Below are 17,571 nucleotides of genomic sequence, written 5' to 3'. Positions count from 1 at the left end.
CCAATGGTATAGTAAAAAGAGGTTGACACAAGTCAACCTCTTTATTTTTTCACTTTTTTCAATACAAAGTATGCACAGCCAAAGTTGCAATATTCATAAAGGTACTCACTTAATGTGCTAATTTTTGTATCAAAAGTAGCTTTTTGGTTTTGGTCATCAAAGAACCCTTTCAGGCGCAGCTGTCCGTATCCCCAATCCCCTACAATATAATCATACCTAGATAAAATATCGCTATACCTTGATTTAAAAGCCTCTTCATTATACCCATCCCGATATTCCTGGAGAATTTCATAAGAGATATTGTTTATTACGATCATATTATTCACCTCAGTTATCCCAGCCATTTCCTACTATCCATTATAACCGATTCACCATCAATTACTAAGAAAAAAAAACGGAACATTGGCCATTCTAATAAAAGGAGGTGTATATGATGAAAAAATTTATCATAATCGCTGGATTATGTACCATAACAGCATTAACTGGATGCTCAAAGGATATGGGAAATCGTGATGTATATGAAGAAAGCGGTAATACCATTAATGTGAATAACAAAAGACACGAACTTTACAATGAAGGTGCAAGCCGTGGCGTACGTAACGTTAGCGACAATTATGGTTTTGTTCGCCACCAAAAGAGCCCAATAATGAATGATAATACGGCCAATGACGGCTATACAGCCTTAGACCGCGAACAGCTTGCCAATATTATTAGTAAATATAGTGTCAATGTTCCTAACGTGAATGACGCAGCCACACTTGTTACTGATCAGGAAGTGTTGATTGCTTATACTACCGATTCAAAAGATCGTAATATGACGGCTGATCAGGTGAAGAAAACCGCTTTTTCAGTCGTACCAAGGTACTATCACGTCTATGTAACAGATAATAAAACGCTAATGCGCGATGTAGAGAATTTAGCTAATCTTGACTCTACAAGCCGTAATGCGCGTCATGCCGTTACAGAACTAATCACACAAATGAAAAAATCCCCTCAGGGTATGCGCTTGAGTGATAGCGAAAACGAAAACGGTGAAACACAAGATGATATGGATATCAAAAGGATTAATATGCATAAGCGTTAGAACTAAAAAAGAGAGGTTGACATCAGTCAGCCTCTCTCTTCCCACTTTATGCTTCCTGGGCTTCTTTTTCACCAAGTAAGTGTTTATGTTTCGCTGCTGCATTTACTTGTTCATCCGCATGATATGATGAACGGACAAGTGGGCCTGCTTCACAATGGCTAAATCCCTTGCTCATTGCGATCTGTTGTAATTCCTTAAATTCATCAGGGCTATAATATTTCTCAACCTTTAGATGACTTTTCGTCGGCTGTAAATACTGACCTATCGTCATAATATCTACATGATTCGCTCTTAAGTCATCCATTACTTCCAAGATTTCTTCTTTCGTTTCTCCGATACCAATCATTAAACTTGATTTTGTTGGAATGCTTGGCTGCATTTCTTTCGCACGACGGAGGAACTCGAGAGAGCGATCGTATTTAGCGCGAGCTCTCACTCTTGGTGTTAAGCGTCTAACGGTTTCAATATTATGATTAAGGATATCCGGTTTCGCATCCATTAATAGCTGTAGATTTTCTTCTTTCCCACCCATATCAGAAGGAAGCACTTCAATACTGGTAAATGGATTTTTACGACGAATGGCACGAACCGTTTCAGCAAAAACAGCGGCCCCGCCGTCTTTTAAATCATCACGTGCAACGGCTGTAACTACCACATGCTTTAAGTTCATTAATTGAACGGAGTCCGCCACTCTTTCAGGCTCTTGTAAATCTAATTCAGTTGGTAAACCCGTTTTAACCGCACAGAAACGGCACGCACGCGTACATGTATCACCAAGAATCATAAAGGTTGCTGTACGTCTTACTGCCCAGCATTCGTGTATATTAGGGCAGCGGGCCTCTTCACAAACTGTATGAAGATTTTTTTCACGCATCATTTTCTTTAACCCTGTGTATGACTCATTGGTATTTAGCTTTATTTTTAGCCAGTCAGGCTTTCGTAGAATTTCTTCTTTTTTACTCATTATGACACCCCTTGAATCCCATTAATATGTATGGTGAGTGAGTTCTTCTTTGTCACTTTACCATACTAGAAAAGGAACGACAAGCAAGGAGGTTTTATTACCAATTATTAGCGATAATGAAATAACTCAATATCCATAAACTAAACATGTACATTAATTGGGAAGGAGGATTCCTGTTGCGGGCTGTTCTGATTATTGGAACTTTCCTTTTATTCTTCACCTCTTCTTTTGCTGTAAGGAATGCACATGCGGAGGAACCCGATCCATATAAGGAAAGAATGAAATTATATAAAAAAGTTGAAACGGTCACACAAATTCCGTGGTATTATTTAGCAGCCATTGATCAATACGAAAGAAGCATCCGTCAGGTCCGCAAAGACTTGCCTAAACCAAATAGTGTAATTGGAATCTACTTTCGTCCTGAAGAGTGGGCGGGTCTGACCAATCCGAACTTGGAAGAAGAAAACCCTGCTGTCATCCAGTTTTTCAACGGAATGGGTGTGGATGCAAATGGGGATGGAAAAGCAAGCCTTAAAAGCGATGAGGATGTTTTATATGCATTTGCCCATTATCTTCTTTCTTACGGTGTCGACCCTGATAATATAAAGATTGGGCTTTGGAATTACTACCATCGTGATAAAACGGTCGGAATTATTGCTGGTAAGGCAAAAATTTATCGCCATTTCGGACGGCTCAATTTAGATACTCAAGTATTCCCTGTGCCTATTCGTAGTAATCATAGCTATAGAAGTACTTGGGGAGATGCACGAGGTTGGGGCGGGAGAAGAATACACGAAGGTACGGATATTTTTGCAGGCTATGGCGTTCCTGTTCGAGCTACCAACTATGGCATTATTGAAATGAAAGGCTGGAATAAGTTTGGTGGATGGAGAATCGGTATTCGTGATATTAATAATACGTATCATTACTTTGCCCATCTAAGCGGGTTTGCTAAGGACTTAAAAGTTGGTCAGATTGTAGAGCCAGGAATGGTCATTGGTGGTGTTGGAAGCTCTGGATACGGTCCTCCAGGAACTTCAGGAAAATTCCCTCCTCACTTGCACTATGGTATGTACAAAGACAATGGAATAACCGAATGGTCATTTGACCCTTATCCACATTTAGCTAAATGGAAACGTCTGGAACGGATGAGTATACGAAAAAAGTAGAGGCTGACATGGGTCAGCCTCTTGCTACTTTCCGGACTTTTTCGTTTCGGATTTGGTTTTGGTGTCGGTGTTCTTGTCTGGTATTTGAATAGATGGTGTGATGCTTCCTCCGCCTCCATTGTAAAATTGGGGAACCTCTCCTTCCACCAAGGACCCCCCTACAGGAATGCTTTGTTTTAATTTAGTAATTTTCGTTGCAAACGGGGTAATAATTTGAACGGAGACCTGTATATCCACAGAAACCTCCACCCAAGTATTATTAATTCCCATTTCTTTTGTTTGGATATGGACATCCGGTTCCACTTCACCAATAGCATGGAATTTGACTGGTATCTTTGGTCCAATATTCCCTAACAATGAAATATTTGTGGATTGCCCTAATGGTACGTACCAAACAATTCCATCTTCTTTTTCCGTATTTTCTGTTTCAATTTCTACGTCCGTCTCTAATAAGGCGATTTCGCCTCGTTTGGCTGTTTTTAAATTCTTTTGAATTTGTGCGGTGGTTTCAGCTAATACCCGATTAATTAAATCTGTATTCAACTGCGCATTTTGCCCTTTTCCATTGCTGCCTGGCACAATTTTTATTACTTCATTATTGTCTCCCACATTTGTCGTCCGTTTTGTAATTGCCCTGTTGATGACAAGCGACGCAATATTACGCGTTTCTGATTCAGCATACCTCATTAAGGTGGGCTCGATCCCTTTATTAACCAGCCATAAGCCAGTAGCAGTGGAAAACAGAAAAAAAACAAAGGTCAGTAGCATAACATATCGGAAAGGCAGCGGTCCACGTTTAGGAAGATGCCGGCGTAATTTTCTCAAGAACAATCACCCCTTCATGCTATATGTATGCAAGGAAAAGGTGAACTAGCCCATAAAAAAAGCCTGCTGTTTTTCAGCAAGCTTTTTAAACCATCTTCAACAAGGCATCTTTACCTATCATCCCTTGGTGAATACCTAATTCTTCTGCTTCTAATGTGACAGATTCTAGCGGAGCATTTAGTAGCTGGTCAATCGTTCTCACACCGACTGCACGACCGGCAATGATTTTACGATCCTTTAACTTCTCATTTAATAAGCTCACATCTAAGGCACCGCACATAATATATCCTTTATCGCTTGTCACAGCAAGCAAAGTTGTTTTTGGAAGTAATACGGAAACAGCCAGGAAGGTATGGCCGTTTATTTCAATTGGCGAAAGATCAATCAATTTCCCAACACTCCTTTCCTCACTATCACTTTATGATGAGTTTGGAAAAAGCGTGTATCCATAGTGTTTTAATTATGAATGGGAACCTGAAAGCTTCCACTTTAATATATCCCGTAAAAACTCAGGCAAGAAATACTTCTTTTCTTTATTCGGAAGGATGTTTTTGAAAAAGTGACCAAAGGTAAACATATCAGGAAGTGCGAGGGTGTAGGTCTGATCAAGCTCCAATTCCTTACCTGCAACAAAGATTGTTTTACCTTTGGTGATAATTTGGTCATAGACGAAAATGCCTAGCACAGTACCTCTGAAGCCTAGTCCCTTTATTTGTTTATGATGCAAGGCTTCATCCTTTGTTTGCTCGAGAATAGACGTTAATTCTTTCCCTGTTAATTCAATGACACACGGATTTATGGGATGTGGACAAATAGAGAGCAAATCGTACTCAGTGACTTCCCCCGATAAAGGAGCCAGAAGGAGCCCTGCATTCACGACGGCACAATCTGTCCCGCACCATTCCCTTAACGCTTCACAAAGCAATCGTACGAAATTGGTTTCACGGAAGGGATCACTTTGTAAAGGCTCGGTAATGAACGTGACTTTTTCGCTTAACATGCCCTGCCCCTCTTTTAAAAAGGAGGCAATTTTCTCTTGTTCATTTAAGACAGCCGGTAGCTCGTTAAAATCATAGAGGTTTGCTTCTTTTTGGGAAAGTTTCTTTTTCTCTTCCAAATGAAGAGTTACATGACCAACGAAGTTCCCATGCTTTCCGGCTGCCCCAAGAAGAACTTGGTTGATTTCCTTTCCTCTCTCCAGAACATGATGGGTATGGGCACCTAGAATCACATCAATATCTGGAAATTCTTCCGCAATGCGTTCATCCTCATTAAAGCCAAGGTGGGAAAGTAGAATGATGATGTCCGCTTCTTTTTTTAAAGGCTGTATCCAGTTGCTCAGTTCTTCAATTGGGTCAGTCATTCTCCAGCCAAGCAGTTCGTAGAGATGGGTAAATGGAGCGGTTAATCCTAGGACCCCAATCTTAGTTCCCCTACTTGTCCTGTAAATCTCATAAGGCTTTGCCCAAGAAGGATAGTCTTGATTTACATAAAGATTGGCTAATATGACGTCAAACTTAGCTTCATCATATAGCTGGTTTAAATCCTCGAATGGGAGATTAATCCCCTCATTATTACCAATCGTGACAGCCGTATATTGACACTCATTTAAAAGAGAGACATTCCCCTTGCCTCTAGTTGCCTCCGTATAAGGGTGCCAACGATCAAGAAAGTCGCCAATATCAAATAAGAAAACTTCTTCTCCCTTTTTCTTGAGTTGCTCTCTCTGTTGGTTCAAGAAATGTTGAATGCGCGGCCAATGCTCGAGGTGGCTGTGTAAATCATTGGTATGAAAAATATGTATCGTTTCCATTTTCACCTTACCCTATCCCTTGATAGATTAATCGTATACCGACAATAATAAGGATTATTCTGATTATCCAGACAATCGTTTTGCTTTTTAGCTTTGTATTTAATAATACTCCTACTTTTGCTCCCATCCAAGCACCAGGTACTAATGCTAATGCATACAGCCAATTCACATTACCTAAAGCAATATGAGTAATCGAACTTAAGATAGCTGTCGGTAAAATCATGAACATAGATGTGGCTACAGCTACATGCGGTGGGAAAAAGAAAAGAATAATCATCGTTGGTACCATCAAAGAGCCGCCGCCTATTCCAAAAATCCCCGATAAAAATCCAACTACAAAGGAAATGAGAACCGCTATTATCGGGCTAAAACCATATTCGAAGTTTCTCCCAATGTTATCGGTAAATTGACGGACAACTCCCTTATCTTTCCGAAAAGGAATAGGCTTCAATTTATCCTTTACCAGTAAAACAAAGGAAACAAAAATAATAAATAATCCGAAATAAAGATTAAATGAATGCAAATCGAGCTTTTCAGTAATCCAGGCACCTAAAATACTACCTGGACCACTTCCAATAAGGAAAATGAATCCACTCTTATAATCCACGGTCTTAATTTTCATATAGGCAAGTGTGGATGAAAGACCCGTAAAAATCATTGTAAAAAGGGAGGTGCCAACCACAACCTGCGGGGTGAGGTGACTGAATTCAGGCAGTGTGGCTAAGTATAGTAAAGCAGGAACAACGATAATTCCCCCTCCCATACCAATGAGTGACCCTAAAGAGCTTGCAATCAGCCCAACTATAACTAAAACAATCCATTCCATTACTTTCACCTTCTACTTTTCTGTGTGATGCCTTAAGTTGCTAGAATAAATCCAATTGCCTTGGGGCTAGTCCTTCGTATTCTATGTCTAAAAGATTCATCATATCCTTCGCGTTATCCGCTGCATCTCCGCCAGAGTTGTTATTAAACAAAAGATAGACATGTTCAGTCTCTTCCGACAGCTTTACTATCGAGTCGCGCCATTCCTCTAATTCTTTTTGGTTATATCGATACAGATAGCGTACCTCACGCCAATTTTCTGCATTCCTTTTTTGCCAGCCATGAACATTGCGACCATGGAATCTCACCAGAACCCTTTGATGGTCTACAGCCGTTAAAACGGTGGGAATGGAACCTTCACCAGACTGTGGTTCGTCACAAATACTATGAATCCAGTTCTCCTGTTTCATAAAATCAAGCGTTTTTTGTATATAAGGGGGAGCAAACCAGGATTGGTGCCTGAATTCTAATGCACAAGGGACCTCATCCATTTCTTGTTTACACCATCGTAAGTAGTCAACATTTTCACGTTTGCAACTGAACCACGGTGGAAATTGAAACAGGACCATGGCTAATTTATTTTTTTCTATGTATGGCTGTAAGGAGTCTTTAAATGCGAAAAACATCGCTTGTTTGCTTTCAAAGGGAATCTCTCCACGCATATGCCCCGTCATACCTTGGTAGGCTTTAACGATAAACTGGAAGCTTTCTGGCGTTTCTTGCACCCACTTTTCTGCATTTCGTTTGGGCTGAATTGCATAAAATGCAGAGTCTACCTCTACGATTGGAAAATGGCCCGCATAGTGCTTTAATTTGTCCCTTGAGGAAGTTCCACTTGGATATAGGCTGTCATGGTCTCCCCAGCCTGTGACACCGATATAGATCAATTCGTTCACCCCCAGTTATTAATAATAGCATACAAAAACCCGCCTGCTATAGCCAGCGGGGCGGGTTTCTTTTGTAAAAATATTAACCGATGGAACCTTCCATCTCAAACTTGATCAGACGGTTCATTTCAACGGCATATTCCATTGGTAATTCCTTTGTAAATGGCTCAATGAAGCCCATAACGATCATTTCAGTAGCTTCCTGTTCAGAAATACCACGGCTCATCAAGTAGAAAAGCTGTTCTTCTGATACTTTAGAAACCTTCGCTTCGTGCTCAAGTGAAATGTTATCGTTTAATATCTCATTGTAAGGAATCGTATCTGATGTCGACTTGTTATCCATAATTAATGTATCACATTCGATATTAGAACGGGCACCGTCTGCCTTACGTCCGAAGTGAACCTGACCGCGGTAGGTTACTTTACCGCCATGCTTAGAAATGGACTTGGAAACGATTGTTGAAGAAGTGTTTGGTGCTAAATGAATCATTTTTGCACCAGCATCCTGATGCTGACCTTTACCTGCAATCGCAATAGATAAAGTCAAACCACGAGCACCTTCACCTTTTAAAATAACGGCTGGGTATTTCATTGTTAACTTAGAACCGATATTTCCGTCAATCCATTCCATTGTTGCGTTTGCTTCACAAACCGCACGCTTCGTAACTAGGTTGAACACGTTGTTAGCCCAGTTTTGAATCGTTGTATAACGGCAATAAGCATCTTTTTTAATAACAATCTCAACCACTGCACTGTGCAGGGAGTTAGTTGTATAGACTGGTGCAGTACAACCCTCAACGTAATGCACATGTGCACCTTCATCTACAATGATTAAGGTACGTTCAAATTGACCCATGTTTTCAGAGTTAATGCGGAAGTAAGCCTGTAAAGGAGTATCCACTTTCACACCTGGTGGTACATAGATAAATGAGCCCCCTGACCATACAGCAGAGTTAAGTGCAGCGAACTTGTTGTCTGTTGGCGGAATTGTTTTTCCAAAGTGTTCGCGGAAAATATCTTCATTTTCTCTTAAAGCGGAATCGGTATCTTTAAAGACGATTCCTAAATCTTCAAGTTCCACCTTCATGTTGTGATAAACAACTTCAGATTCATACTGTGCAGATACACCAGCTAGATACTTTTGCTCTGCTTCAGGAATTCCTAGTTTATCAAAAGTAGCCTTGATTTCTTCAGGTACTTCATCCCATGACTTCTCAGATTTCTCCGATGGTTTTACATAATACGTAATTTCATCAAAGTTTAAAGAAGCCATATCGCCGCCCCATTGTGGCATTGGCATTTTGTAAAAATGCTCAAGCGACTTCAAACGGAAGTCTAACATCCATTGTGGTTCGTTCTTCAACTTAGAAATTTCTTTTACTATATCATCTGTTAAACCGCGTTTTGATCGGAATATGGAAACGTCTTTATCGGCAAAACCATATTTATAATCACCGATTTCCGGCATTTTTTTCGCCATCGTCGTCTTCCTCCATTTCTTAAACGAAAAGGGCCGTGTAGCTGCCCAGTATCGTTTATTGTTATTCTTCTTCTTCCTTCAATCCTTTTTCCATTGCCTTCCACGCTAACGTGGCACATTTAATGCGGGCTGGAAACTTGGCAACCCCTTGAAGGGCCTCAATATCACCTAAATCAAGGTCTTCATCATACTCTTTCCCTTGCATCATATCAGAGAAGATTTTTGACATTTTTAAAGCCTCATCGATTTTTTTCCCTTTAATTGCTTGAGTCATCATCGAAGCCGATGACATGGAAATCGAACAGCCTTCCCCTTCTTGCTTCGCGTCAACCACAATTCCATTTTCCACCTTAAGGCTCAATTGAATGCGGTCTCCACAAGTAGGGTTATTCATATTAATCGTATGGCTTCCATCCTCCAACACACCACGGTTTCGAGGATTTTTATAATGGTCCATAATGACTTGACGGTAAAGTGAATCTAAATTATTAGAAGACATCGCTGAAATACTCCTTTGTTTTGACAAGCCCTTCAACGAGTTTATCAATATCCTCTTCAGTATTATATAAATAGAAGCTAGCACGAGCAGTTGCGGAAGCCTTAAGCCACCTCATCAACGGCTGTGCACAATGATGTCCTGCACGGACAGCAATACCTTCTGCATCTAATACGGTTGCTACATCGTGTGGATGAACATCGTTTAAATTAAATGTTATAAGTCCTGCGCGCTTTGCCGCATCAAGCGGGCCATAAATCGTCATACCTTCAACTGCAGACATTTTATCTAAGGCATAAGCAGCAAGCTTATGTTCGTGCTCAGCAATATTCTCTAAGCCTACTTCAGTTAAAAAGTCGATTGCAGCTCCAAGACCAATCGCACCCGCAATAATTGGCGTACCGCCTTCAAATTTCCACGGAAGCTCTTTCCACGTTGATTCCTGCAATTGCACGAAATCAATCATTTCACCACCAAATTCAATCGGCTCCATGTTTTCTAGTAAATGTTTCTTTCCATAAAGAACACCGATACCAGTAGGAGCACACATTTTGTGTCCAGAGAATGCGAGGAAATCGCAATCCAAATCCTGAACATCAATTTTCATATGCGGAGCACTCTGCGCACCATCTACTACCATAATCGCACCATTTTCATGTGCAATTTGTGCAATCTCTTTCACCGGATTAATAACGCCAAGTACATTCGATACTTGCATCACAGAAACAACCTTTGTGTTCGCTGTAATGGTTGCACGTACATCATCAAGTGAGATGGTTCCATCCTCTTGGAGAGGAATGTATTTTAACTGGGCACCTGTCCGTCTGGCCACTTGCTGCCATGGGATAATATTGCTGTGGTGCTCCATATAAGTTATAACGATTTCATCGCCTTCTTTAAGATTAGCGGCTGCATAGCTTGCTGCCACTGTATTAATAGAAGTCGTTGTTCCTCTTGTAAAAATAACTTCCTGAATCGATTTTGCATTGATAAATTTGCGAACCTTTTCTCTTGCCCCTTCGTATGCATCAGTAGCTCTTGTTCCTAATGTATGCACACCACGGTGGACATTGGAATTGATTTCACGGTAATATTTATCAACTGCCTCGATCACTTGAAGCGGCTTCTGTGATGTAGCTGAACTATCGAGATACACCAACGGCTGGCCGTTCACCTCTTGATCTAGGATCGGAAACTGTTTGCGAATATCCTGGATATTCATTAGCGTACTTTCCTTTCGATCACTTCAGTCAGTTGTTTCTTTACTCCTTCTATCGGAAGCTGGTTAACAACTGGTGCAAGGAAGCCATGAATGATAAGGCGCTCTGCTTCTTGCTTTTGAATTCCGCGGCTCATTAAGTAGTAAAGCTGTACTTTATCCACTCGGCCGACAGATGCAGCATGACCTGCTGTTACATCATCTTCATCAATTAAAAGAATTGGGTTGGCATCTCCGCGCGCTTTTTCGCTAAGCATTAATACGCGTGATTCTTGCTCGGCATTTGATTTAGAAGCGCCATGCTCGATTTTTCCAATCCCATTAAAGATGGAAGTCGCACTATCCTTCATGACACCATGCTTTAAGATGTACCCTTCGCTGTTTTTCCCAAAGTGAACAACCTTTGTCGTAAAGTTTTGTGTTTGCTCTCCACGTCCAACGACAACTGTTTTTGTATCACCATAGGACCCATCACCAATTAGGTTGGTTGTGTTCTCAGAAATAGTGTTTCCTTCGTTCATTAACCCTAATGCCCACTCAATACGTGCATCTCTTCCAGCAACACCGCGACGGTTCACATAGGTAGTTGTTCCTTTTGCAAGGTAATCCACTGCACCATATACAACCTTCGCATTGTTATTTGCGATAACCTCTGAAAGAATGTTTACCACAGAATTAGAAGCATCAATCGTTGAAATATAGTTTTCAACATATGTGACAGAGCTGTTATCTTCTGCTACCACGATAACATGGTTAAAAAGATTAGCCTCTGCGTGGTCGTGAACGTAAACCGCTTGAATAGGTTGAGAGATGACTACGTTCTTTGGAACATATAAGAAAACTCCACCGTTCACAAGTGCCGTATGAAGGGCAGTAAGACGGTGTTCGTCAGCATTAATCGCTTGAGTCATATAATACTTTTTCAAAAGCTCGCCATGCTCTCTAGCGGCTGTGAAAATGTCTGTAAAGATAACACCCTTACTTTTTAGATCTTCTGATAAAGATAAAAAAGCAGGGGTTTGATTACGTTGAATATATAGATTCTTATCAGCTGCTTCCAAATCAACTAAAGCTTTTACTTCCTCCGGTAATTCATCAAGAGAAGAATAAGCAGCACTTTTAACAGTATGTTGATTGAATTGAGTGAAATTCCATTTATCTATTTTTGTTTTATCAGGTCTTGGCATTGGCAGTTGTTCAAAACTCTCTAATGCTTTGAGACGGAACTCTTCAAACCAAGCAGGCTCGTTCATTTCTTTCGAAAAGGAGCTTACAAAACCCTTATCAAATGGTAATTTTGTTTCTGTTGTCATTGTAATCCTCCTAACACTATCTTACGCTTCTTGCCCAACTGTTTCATCTTCAATTCCAAGCTCTTGCTTGATCCAGTCATACCCTTCTGCTTCTAAGCGTTGTGCTAGCTCTGGTCCGCCTGATTTCACAATACGGCCCTGCATCATAACGTGCACATAGTCAGGAGTGATATAGTCTAAAAGACGTTGATAGTGAGTAATAACTAGGCATCCGAATTCTTCGCCGCGCATTTCATTGATTCCTTTTGAAACAACTTTTAATGCGTCAATATCTAGACCTGAGTCAATTTCATCCAGAATCGCGATTTTTGGTTCTAACATCATTAACTGTAAGATTTCATTACGCTTTTTCTCTCCACCAGAGAAACCTTCATTTAAGTAGCGTTGCGCCATATCAAGGTCCATTTCAAGGAATTCCATTTGCTTATCCATCTTACGGATGAATTTCATTAGAGAAATTTCATTACCTTCACCTAGGCGGCTATTTAATGCTGAACGTAAAAAATCGGCATTGGTTACGCCGTTGATTTCACTTGGATATTGCATTGCTAAGAATAGACCTGCACGAGCGCGCTCATCTACTTCCATTTCAAGTACATTTTGTCCATCTAAAGTAATGTTACCACTAGTTACTTCATATTTAGGGTGGCCCATGATTGCAGATGATAAAGTGGATTTACCAGTTCCGTTAGGACCCATAATTGCGTGGATTTCTCCACCTTTTACTTCAAGGTTAACACCTTTTAAAATTTCTTTCCCATCAATTCCTACATGTAAATCTTTGATCGTTAAAGTTGATCCAGCCATATCTATACCTCCGAAAAGAAAGTGTTGTATCTTGCAGACCGTGTTAGGTCTATAACTCTATTCTCATTTTATTCTCATTACAATCTTATAACAAATGAAATGTATTAGCAACTCCTAAACAGTAAAAACAGTACCTCTATTTTCATTAAGTAATTGCTAATTGAGAATATGAAGTGTTTTTTAAAGAATTTTCTGAAAAAAAATTCTTATATCCATTTATGTAAAAATACACTCGATTAAAATCATACCTTATTTTTTCAACTTTTGCCAAGTGAATTTGGGTGTAATCTCTCTTCTATTTTTACCCAATCCTAACGTTTCATGTATGACTTCAGAAATAGCAAAAGCCAGTGAATAGCTCACTGACTTTTACTATTTTCTTCCTATTTATAAAGTGAACGTTTTTTATTCAGAAACAGGTACAACTGCACCTTTGTATTTTTCAAGGATGAAGTCTTGGATTTCTTTTGAATGAAGGACTTCTACTAGAGCTTTGATTGCCTCTTTATTCTCGTCACCTTTACGAACGGCAATGACGTTTACATATGGTGATTCTTTGTCTTCAATTGCAATAGAATCCTTAACCGGGTTTAATCCTGCATCAATTGCGTAGTTAGAGTTGATCAATACTGCATCACCTTCACCATTATTGAAGATCTGTGGTAAAAGCTTGGCTTCATAGTTTGCATCAAATTTTAGGTTCTTTGGATTCTCTACTACGTCTTTTAATTCTGCTTTTGTTTTATCAATGCCTTCTTTTAACTTGATTAAGCCTTGTGCTTCTAGTAAAGAAAGTAGACGGCCATGGTCAGCTACAGAGTTACTCATGATTAAGTGAGCACCCTTTGGAAGATCACTTAACTTCTTATATTTTTTAGAGTAGACACCGATTGGCTCGATGTGAATGCCGCCAGCGTTAACAAATCCGTAGTTAAATTCTTTGTTTTGTGATTCTAAGTAAGGGATGTGCTGGAAGTAGTTTGCATCTAATTCTTTTGAAGCCAATGCTTTGTTTGGTAAAACATAGTCAGTGAAAGTTGTGATTTCAAGGTCGATTCCTTTTTCTTTTAATAACGGTTTTGCTTGTTCTAAAATTTCAGCGTGTGGCACAGTTGAAGCCCCAACTACTAATTTAGTAGTGCCGCCCTTTTCTGAAGTACCCTCTGATTTTTCTTCTGATTTACCGCAAGCTGCAAGAGCTAGGGCTAATGTTAAAGCTAGTAAAACGGATAACCATTTTTTCATGTTGAACTCTCCTTTTATTTTTATCTTTTATCTAATTTTGAAGTGATGAGATCACCAATTAACTGAATGATAAACACAATAATTAAAATGATGACGGTAGCGACAAATGTGACGTCATTTTGATTTCGTTGGAAACCATAGTTGTAGGCAAGGTTTCCTAATCCACCTGCACCAATCGCTCCTGCCATTGCTGTGTAACCCACAAGAGCAATAGCTGTAACGGTAATACCTGAAATGAGCGCTGGCATGGATTCTGGTAGTAGCACCTTCCAAATAATCGTGCTTGTTGTTGCTCCCATTGATTTAGCGGCTTCAATAACACCTTTATTAATTTCCCGAAGACCGATCTCCACCATCCTAGCATAAAAGGGAGCAGCCCCAATGATTAGTGCTGGTAAGGCCGCATCTTCTCCGATCATCGTTCCTAATAGGAAGGTGGTGAACGGAATTAATAATACAATTAAAATGATGAACGGAATGGAACGAAAAATATTAACGATTCCACTAATAATCGTATTAATCGGTTTATTTTCCCAAAGATTACCTTTCGTTGTTAGGAAAAGAAGTAAGCCTAAGAATGTCCCTAAGATAAAGGTAACGAGAACCGAAATAGCTGTCATATAAACGGTGTCTTTCGTTGCATCCCACATCATGAGCCAATCGACATTTTCAAAATATTTTCCACTATTATTCATTTGTTACCACCTCCAAACCAACCTGCTGGGAACGAATAAAGTCTATCGCTTTGTTCACTTCTTTGTCGTCACCATCAAGATGAATAAAGAGAGTTCCATATGAACCACTTTGTGTTTGCGAAATTTTCCCCTGCAGGATATTTACTGTAACCTCATGGTGTCTAATTAAATTGGTGATGAGCGGCTGCTCAGCTGACTCACCAATGAAGGTCAATTGAACGACCTGACCGGAATGATACCGTGCCAGCAAGTGTTCCGCTGTTTCTTTTGTTTCTTCAGGCTCTGTCACCTGCTGAACAAATCGTTTTGTGATTTGCTGTTGCGGATTACGGAACACATCCAATACGGAACCTAGCTCAACTACACGGCCGCTTTCCATGACAGCAACCCGGTGGCAAATTTTTCGAATAACATGCATTTCATGCGTAATCAACACAATGGTCAGACCTAGTCGCTTGTTAATATCGACTAATAAATCCAAAATGGAATCGGTTGTCTGTGGGTCCAATGCTGAAGTTGCTTCGTCACAAAGTAAAACCTTTGGGTTATTAGCAAGAGCTCTCGCAATCCCTACACGCTGTTTTTGTCCCCCACTCAGTTGTGAAGGATAGGCGTTTTCACGTCCCTCAAGGCCGACGAGTTTGATGAGCTCATTGACTCTTTTCTGTCTTTCCGGTCCCTTTATACCTGCAATTTCCAGTGGGAAAGCAATATTTTCACTTACTGTTCTTGACCAAAGTAAGTTGAAATGTTGAAAAATCATACTGATTTCTTGACGTGCTTTACGAAGTTCACTTCCCTTAATCTTTGAAATGACACGACCAGCCACTGTGACTGATCCATCGGTTGGTAGCTCCAACCCATTAAGCATTCGAATTAACGTACTTTTTCCGGCACCACTATATCCTATGACTCCGAAAATTTCCCCTTCTTGAATTTCTAAATTCACGTCATCGACCGCTTTTAGCTGGCCTTGTTTGGAAGGAAAAATCTTACGGACGTTTTTTATTGAAATCATTTGAATCACCCGCTTCTATCCTATTTACCTAAAATTCAGAAAGAATCTACTATAACCTGACATTCACCTATAGAATTTGACTGTTTACCGGAAAAGATTCTATTTTAGAAAAATAAAAAGCCTTTCTGCACGGGCAGAAAGGCATTAGTAAAATAGACCTTTCTCCCATCTCCCAAAGCAAACGCTTTGTGTGAATTGGCACCATTTCAATGTAACATTGACGGTTGCCGGGCTTCATCGGGCACATCCCTCCACCTCTCTTGATAAGAGCTTACAGCATTCTATATTCAATTAACACGTTAGTCAATTTAAGTAGTTATTTTAGTACGAAAGCTATCGTATCATGGATAAAAAAAGGTGTCAATAAAAAAATCTATTAATTCTTACTTATCGGTTAAGGTAAATTTTAGGCATTTGCTTTGACAGATGCCAGTCCCGTTGCTGTCTCAATCGCAGATTCGAGATCATCAATTAAGTCTTCAACATTTTCAATCCCAATAGAGAGACGGATTAAATCTTCTGATACACCTGCTGCCTTCAACCCCTCTGCATCTAATTGCTGATGGGTAGTACTAGCTGGGTGAATGATTAGACTTTTTGAATCGCCAACATTGGCCACATGTGCCCATAAGGATAGAGAATCAATGAGCTTCGCTCCTGCTTCCTTCCCACCTTTAATTCCAAAAACAACCATGGATCCCGCACCTTTAGGTAAATATTTTTTCGCTAATTCATAGTCCGGATGTGATGGATGCCCCGGATAGGATACCCATTCTACCGCTGGGTGGTTTAATAAATAGTCCACAATCGTTTTCGTATTGGCTACATGCTCTTTCATCCGAACATGCAGGGTTTCAAGGCCTAGTGTAAATTGGAATGAATTTTGCGGGCTCAGTGCCGGACCGAGGTCACGCAATAACTGTACACGTGCCTTTACAATATACGCTACAGCGCCCAATGCTTCTGCATAGACAAGATCATGGTAGCTTGCATCCGGAGTCGTAAAGCCAGGGAATCTAGAAGAGTTCCAGTCAAACTTTCCACCATCAACAATTATGCCTCCCGTTGATGTCCCATTACCTAATAACCACTTTGTTGCCGAGTGCACAACAATGTCTGCCCCGTACTCAATCGGTCTGCACAAGTATGGTGTGGCAAAGGTGTTGTCGATTATTAGTGGGACGCCAGCCTCATGAGCAATATCTGCCACTTTTTCAATGTCTAACACACGTAAGCTTGGGTTCCCGATTGTTTCTGCAAAAACTGCCTTTGTTCTAGGTGTAATCGCTGCTCGAAAGTTCTCCGGATTGTCCGAGTCTACAAATTTAACGTTAATTCCGTACTTTGGAAGGGTCACTGCGAATAAATTATAGGTTCCACCGTAGAGGTTGGAAGCAGCAACAATCTCATCTCCTGCCTCAGCCACATTAAGAATGGCGAGGGTAATTGCTGCCATACCGCTTGCAACGGCCAGGGCTCCCACACCGCCTTCTAGCAGGGCTACTCTCTCTTCAAATACGGTTGTAGTAGGATTATGAATACGGGTGTATATGTACCCTGGTTCTGCTAAACTAAATAGGTTTGCTGCATGTTCAGTATTTTTGAATTGATAGGCATTGTTTTGATAGATGGGAACGGCACGAGCTCCTGTTACTGGATCTGGAGCCAATCCTCCATGAACACTTAAAGTTTCAAAGCGATACTTCTTTTGATTTTCTCCCATTTTCCTAT

General features: G+C 40.3%; 18 protein-coding genes and 1 riboswitch. Of the genes, 2 read left to right on the top strand and 16 right to left on the bottom strand.

Translation table 11 applies throughout. From position 1 onward, the window contains the following. Window positions 1-41: 41 nt before the first annotated feature. Window positions 42-317 carry a YutD family protein gene (locus QFZ87_RS07235; protein ID WP_308082641.1) on the bottom strand — a complete coding sequence of 92 codons (276 nt, stop codon included), beginning with the start codon at window positions 315-317 and terminating at the stop codon, window positions 42-44. A gap of 113 nt (window positions 318-430) precedes the next feature. Here QFZ87_RS07235 and QFZ87_RS07230 point away from each other — a divergent pair, with 113 nt between their 5' ends. Continuing rightward, complete coding sequence (locus QFZ87_RS07230) at window positions 431-1,084, top strand: YhcN/YlaJ family sporulation lipoprotein (RefSeq protein WP_308082640.1); 654 nt, start codon at window positions 431-433, stop codon at window positions 1,082-1,084. Between the two features lie 46 nt (window positions 1,085-1,130). On the opposite strand, the gene lipA is transcribed toward QFZ87_RS07230, so the two are convergent. Then, window positions 1,131-2,048 (bottom strand): lipoyl synthase, encoded by a 918-nt coding sequence (lipA, locus tag QFZ87_RS07225; RefSeq protein WP_309859629.1) that lies wholly within the window; start codon window positions 2,046-2,048, stop codon window positions 1,131-1,133. Between the two features lie 176 nt (window positions 2,049-2,224). On the opposite strand from lipA, the gene QFZ87_RS07220 reads away from it, so the two are divergent. Further along, entirely contained in the window at window positions 2,225-3,217 is a 993-nt protein-coding gene (locus QFZ87_RS07220) for a M23 family metallopeptidase (RefSeq protein WP_396133901.1), read from the top strand. Between the two features lie 24 nt (window positions 3,218-3,241). Here the strand turns inward: QFZ87_RS07220 and yunB are convergent, their stop codons facing one another. The 14 genes from yunB to QFZ87_RS07150 form a co-directional block, all read right to left on the bottom strand. Further along, window positions 3,242-4,042 (bottom strand): sporulation protein YunB, encoded by an 801-nt coding sequence (gene yunB / locus QFZ87_RS07215; RefSeq protein ID WP_309859627.1) that lies wholly within the window; start codon window positions 4,040-4,042, stop codon window positions 3,242-3,244. Window positions 4,043-4,127: 85 nt separating this feature from the next. Continuing rightward, window positions 4,128-4,430, bottom strand: a complete 303-nt coding sequence (locus QFZ87_RS07210; protein WP_309859624.1) for a YunC family protein — start codon at window positions 4,428-4,430, stop codon at window positions 4,128-4,130. A gap of 72 nt (window positions 4,431-4,502) precedes the next feature. Then, entirely contained in the window at window positions 4,503-5,855 is a 1,353-nt protein-coding gene (locus tag QFZ87_RS07205) for a bifunctional metallophosphatase/5'-nucleotidase (RefSeq protein ID WP_309859621.1), read from the bottom strand. A 7-nt stretch (window positions 5,856-5,862) separates the two neighbouring features. After that, window positions 5,863-6,681: a sulfite exporter TauE/SafE family protein gene (locus QFZ87_RS07200; protein WP_309859619.1), complete on the bottom strand. Its 819-nt coding sequence runs from the start codon at window positions 6,679-6,681 to the stop codon at window positions 5,863-5,865. A gap of 40 nt (window positions 6,682-6,721) precedes the next feature. After that, window positions 6,722-7,567, bottom strand: a complete 846-nt coding sequence (locus QFZ87_RS07195; RefSeq protein ID WP_309859618.1) for a DUF72 domain-containing protein — start codon at window positions 7,565-7,567, stop codon at window positions 6,722-6,724. Between the two features lie 82 nt (window positions 7,568-7,649). After that, window positions 7,650-9,047 (bottom strand): Fe-S cluster assembly protein SufB, encoded by a 1,398-nt coding sequence (gene sufB, locus QFZ87_RS07190; protein ID WP_309859616.1) that lies wholly within the window; start codon window positions 9,045-9,047, stop codon window positions 7,650-7,652. A gap of 61 nt (window positions 9,048-9,108) precedes the next feature. Beyond that, the gene (gene sufU / locus QFZ87_RS07185; RefSeq protein WP_309859615.1) at window positions 9,109-9,546 is read right to left on the bottom strand and encodes a Fe-S cluster assembly sulfur transfer protein SufU; all 438 of its coding nucleotides are present in this window, start codon (window positions 9,544-9,546) and stop codon (window positions 9,109-9,111) included. Beyond that, window positions 9,536-10,765 carry a cysteine desulfurase gene (locus QFZ87_RS07180; RefSeq protein WP_309859613.1) on the bottom strand — a complete coding sequence of 410 codons (1,230 nt, stop codon included), beginning with the start codon at window positions 10,763-10,765 and terminating at the stop codon, window positions 9,536-9,538. Before QFZ87_RS07180 ends, sufU begins: the two co-directional genes overlap by 11 nt. Further along, on the bottom strand, window positions 10,765-12,075 hold the full coding sequence (sufD, locus tag QFZ87_RS07175; protein WP_309859610.1) for a Fe-S cluster assembly protein SufD: 1,311 nt from the start codon (window positions 12,073-12,075) through the stop codon (window positions 10,765-10,767). The genes QFZ87_RS07180 and sufD overlap by 1 nt, the downstream gene beginning before the upstream one ends. A gap of 21 nt (window positions 12,076-12,096) precedes the next feature. Continuing rightward, window positions 12,097-12,882 (bottom strand): Fe-S cluster assembly ATPase SufC, encoded by a 786-nt coding sequence (gene sufC, locus QFZ87_RS07170; RefSeq protein WP_308082628.1) that lies wholly within the window; start codon window positions 12,880-12,882, stop codon window positions 12,097-12,099. A 405-nt stretch (window positions 12,883-13,287) separates the two neighbouring features. After that, a complete protein-coding gene (locus QFZ87_RS07165; protein ID WP_309859606.1) occupies window positions 13,288-14,127 on the bottom strand; it encodes a MetQ/NlpA family ABC transporter substrate-binding protein in 840 nt (279 codons plus the stop codon). A 20-nt stretch (window positions 14,128-14,147) separates the two neighbouring features. Beyond that, complete coding sequence (locus tag QFZ87_RS07160; protein WP_309859604.1) at window positions 14,148-14,822, bottom strand: methionine ABC transporter permease; 675 nt, start codon at window positions 14,820-14,822, stop codon at window positions 14,148-14,150. Next, window positions 14,815-15,840, bottom strand: a complete 1,026-nt coding sequence (locus QFZ87_RS07155) for a methionine ABC transporter ATP-binding protein (RefSeq protein ID WP_309859602.1) — start codon at window positions 15,838-15,840, stop codon at window positions 14,815-14,817. The genes QFZ87_RS07160 and QFZ87_RS07155 overlap by 8 nt, the downstream gene beginning before the upstream one ends. 162 nt (window positions 15,841-16,002) lie before the next feature. After that, a riboswitch (SAM riboswitch) is annotated at window positions 16,003-16,110 on the bottom strand. A 136-nt stretch (window positions 16,111-16,246) separates the two neighbouring features. After that, entirely contained in the window at window positions 16,247-17,563 is a 1,317-nt protein-coding gene (locus tag QFZ87_RS07150; RefSeq protein ID WP_309859599.1) for an O-acetylhomoserine aminocarboxypropyltransferase/cysteine synthase family protein, read from the bottom strand. Between the last annotated feature and the right edge of the window lie 8 nt (window positions 17,564-17,571).

It is taken from the genome of Bacillus sp. SLBN-46 (assembly GCF_031453555.1).
GTDB lineage: Bacteria > Bacillota > Bacilli > Bacillales > Cytobacillaceae > Neobacillus.
The sequence above is the reverse complement of the archived record's forward strand: the minus strand, read 5'-3'. Positions and strand labels throughout refer to the sequence as shown.

Bases quoted from the DNA above. Each gene is read 5' to 3' on its own strand.
- sufB (WP_309859616.1), bottom strand. From the start codon at position 9,047: ATGGCGAAAAAAATGCCGGAAATCGGTGATTATAAATATGGTTTTGCC.
- QFZ87_RS07165 (WP_309859606.1), bottom strand. From the start codon at position 14,127: ATGAAAAAATGGTTATCCGTTTTACTAGCTTTAACATTAGCCCTAGCT.
- QFZ87_RS07200 (WP_309859619.1), bottom strand. From the start codon at position 6,681: ATGGAATGGATTGTTTTAGTTATAGTTGGGCTGATTGCAAGCTCTTTA.
- QFZ87_RS07155 (WP_309859602.1), bottom strand. From the start codon at position 15,840: ATGATTTCAATAAAAAACGTCCGTAAGATTTTTCCTTCCAAACAAGGC.
- QFZ87_RS07150 (WP_309859599.1), bottom strand. From the start codon at position 17,563: ATGGGAGAAAATCAAAAGAAGTATCGCTTTGAAACTTTAAGTGTTCAT.
- QFZ87_RS07235 (WP_308082641.1), bottom strand. From the start codon at position 317: ATGATCGTAATAAACAATATCTCTTATGAAATTCTCCAGGAATATCGG.
- QFZ87_RS07160 (WP_309859604.1), bottom strand. From the start codon at position 14,822: ATGAATAATAGTGGAAAATATTTTGAAAATGTCGATTGGCTCATGATG.
- sufC (WP_308082628.1), bottom strand. From the start codon at position 12,882: ATGGCTGGATCAACTTTAACGATCAAAGATTTACATGTAGGAATTGAT.
- QFZ87_RS07180 (WP_309859613.1), bottom strand. From the start codon at position 10,765: ATGAATATCCAGGATATTCGCAAACAGTTTCCGATCCTAGATCAAGAG.
- QFZ87_RS07230 (WP_308082640.1), top strand. From the start codon at position 431: ATGATGAAAAAATTTATCATAATCGCTGGATTATGTACCATAACAGCA.
- QFZ87_RS07205 (WP_309859621.1), bottom strand. From the start codon at position 5,855: ATGGAAACGATACATATTTTTCATACCAATGATTTACACAGCCACCTC.
- sufU (WP_309859615.1), bottom strand. From the start codon at position 9,546: ATGTCTTCTAATAATTTAGATTCACTTTACCGTCAAGTCATTATGGAC.
- lipA (WP_309859629.1), bottom strand. From the start codon at position 2,048: ATGAGTAAAAAAGAAGAAATTCTACGAAAGCCTGACTGGCTAAAAATA.
- sufD (WP_309859610.1), bottom strand. From the start codon at position 12,075: ATGACAACAGAAACAAAATTACCATTTGATAAGGGTTTTGTAAGCTCC.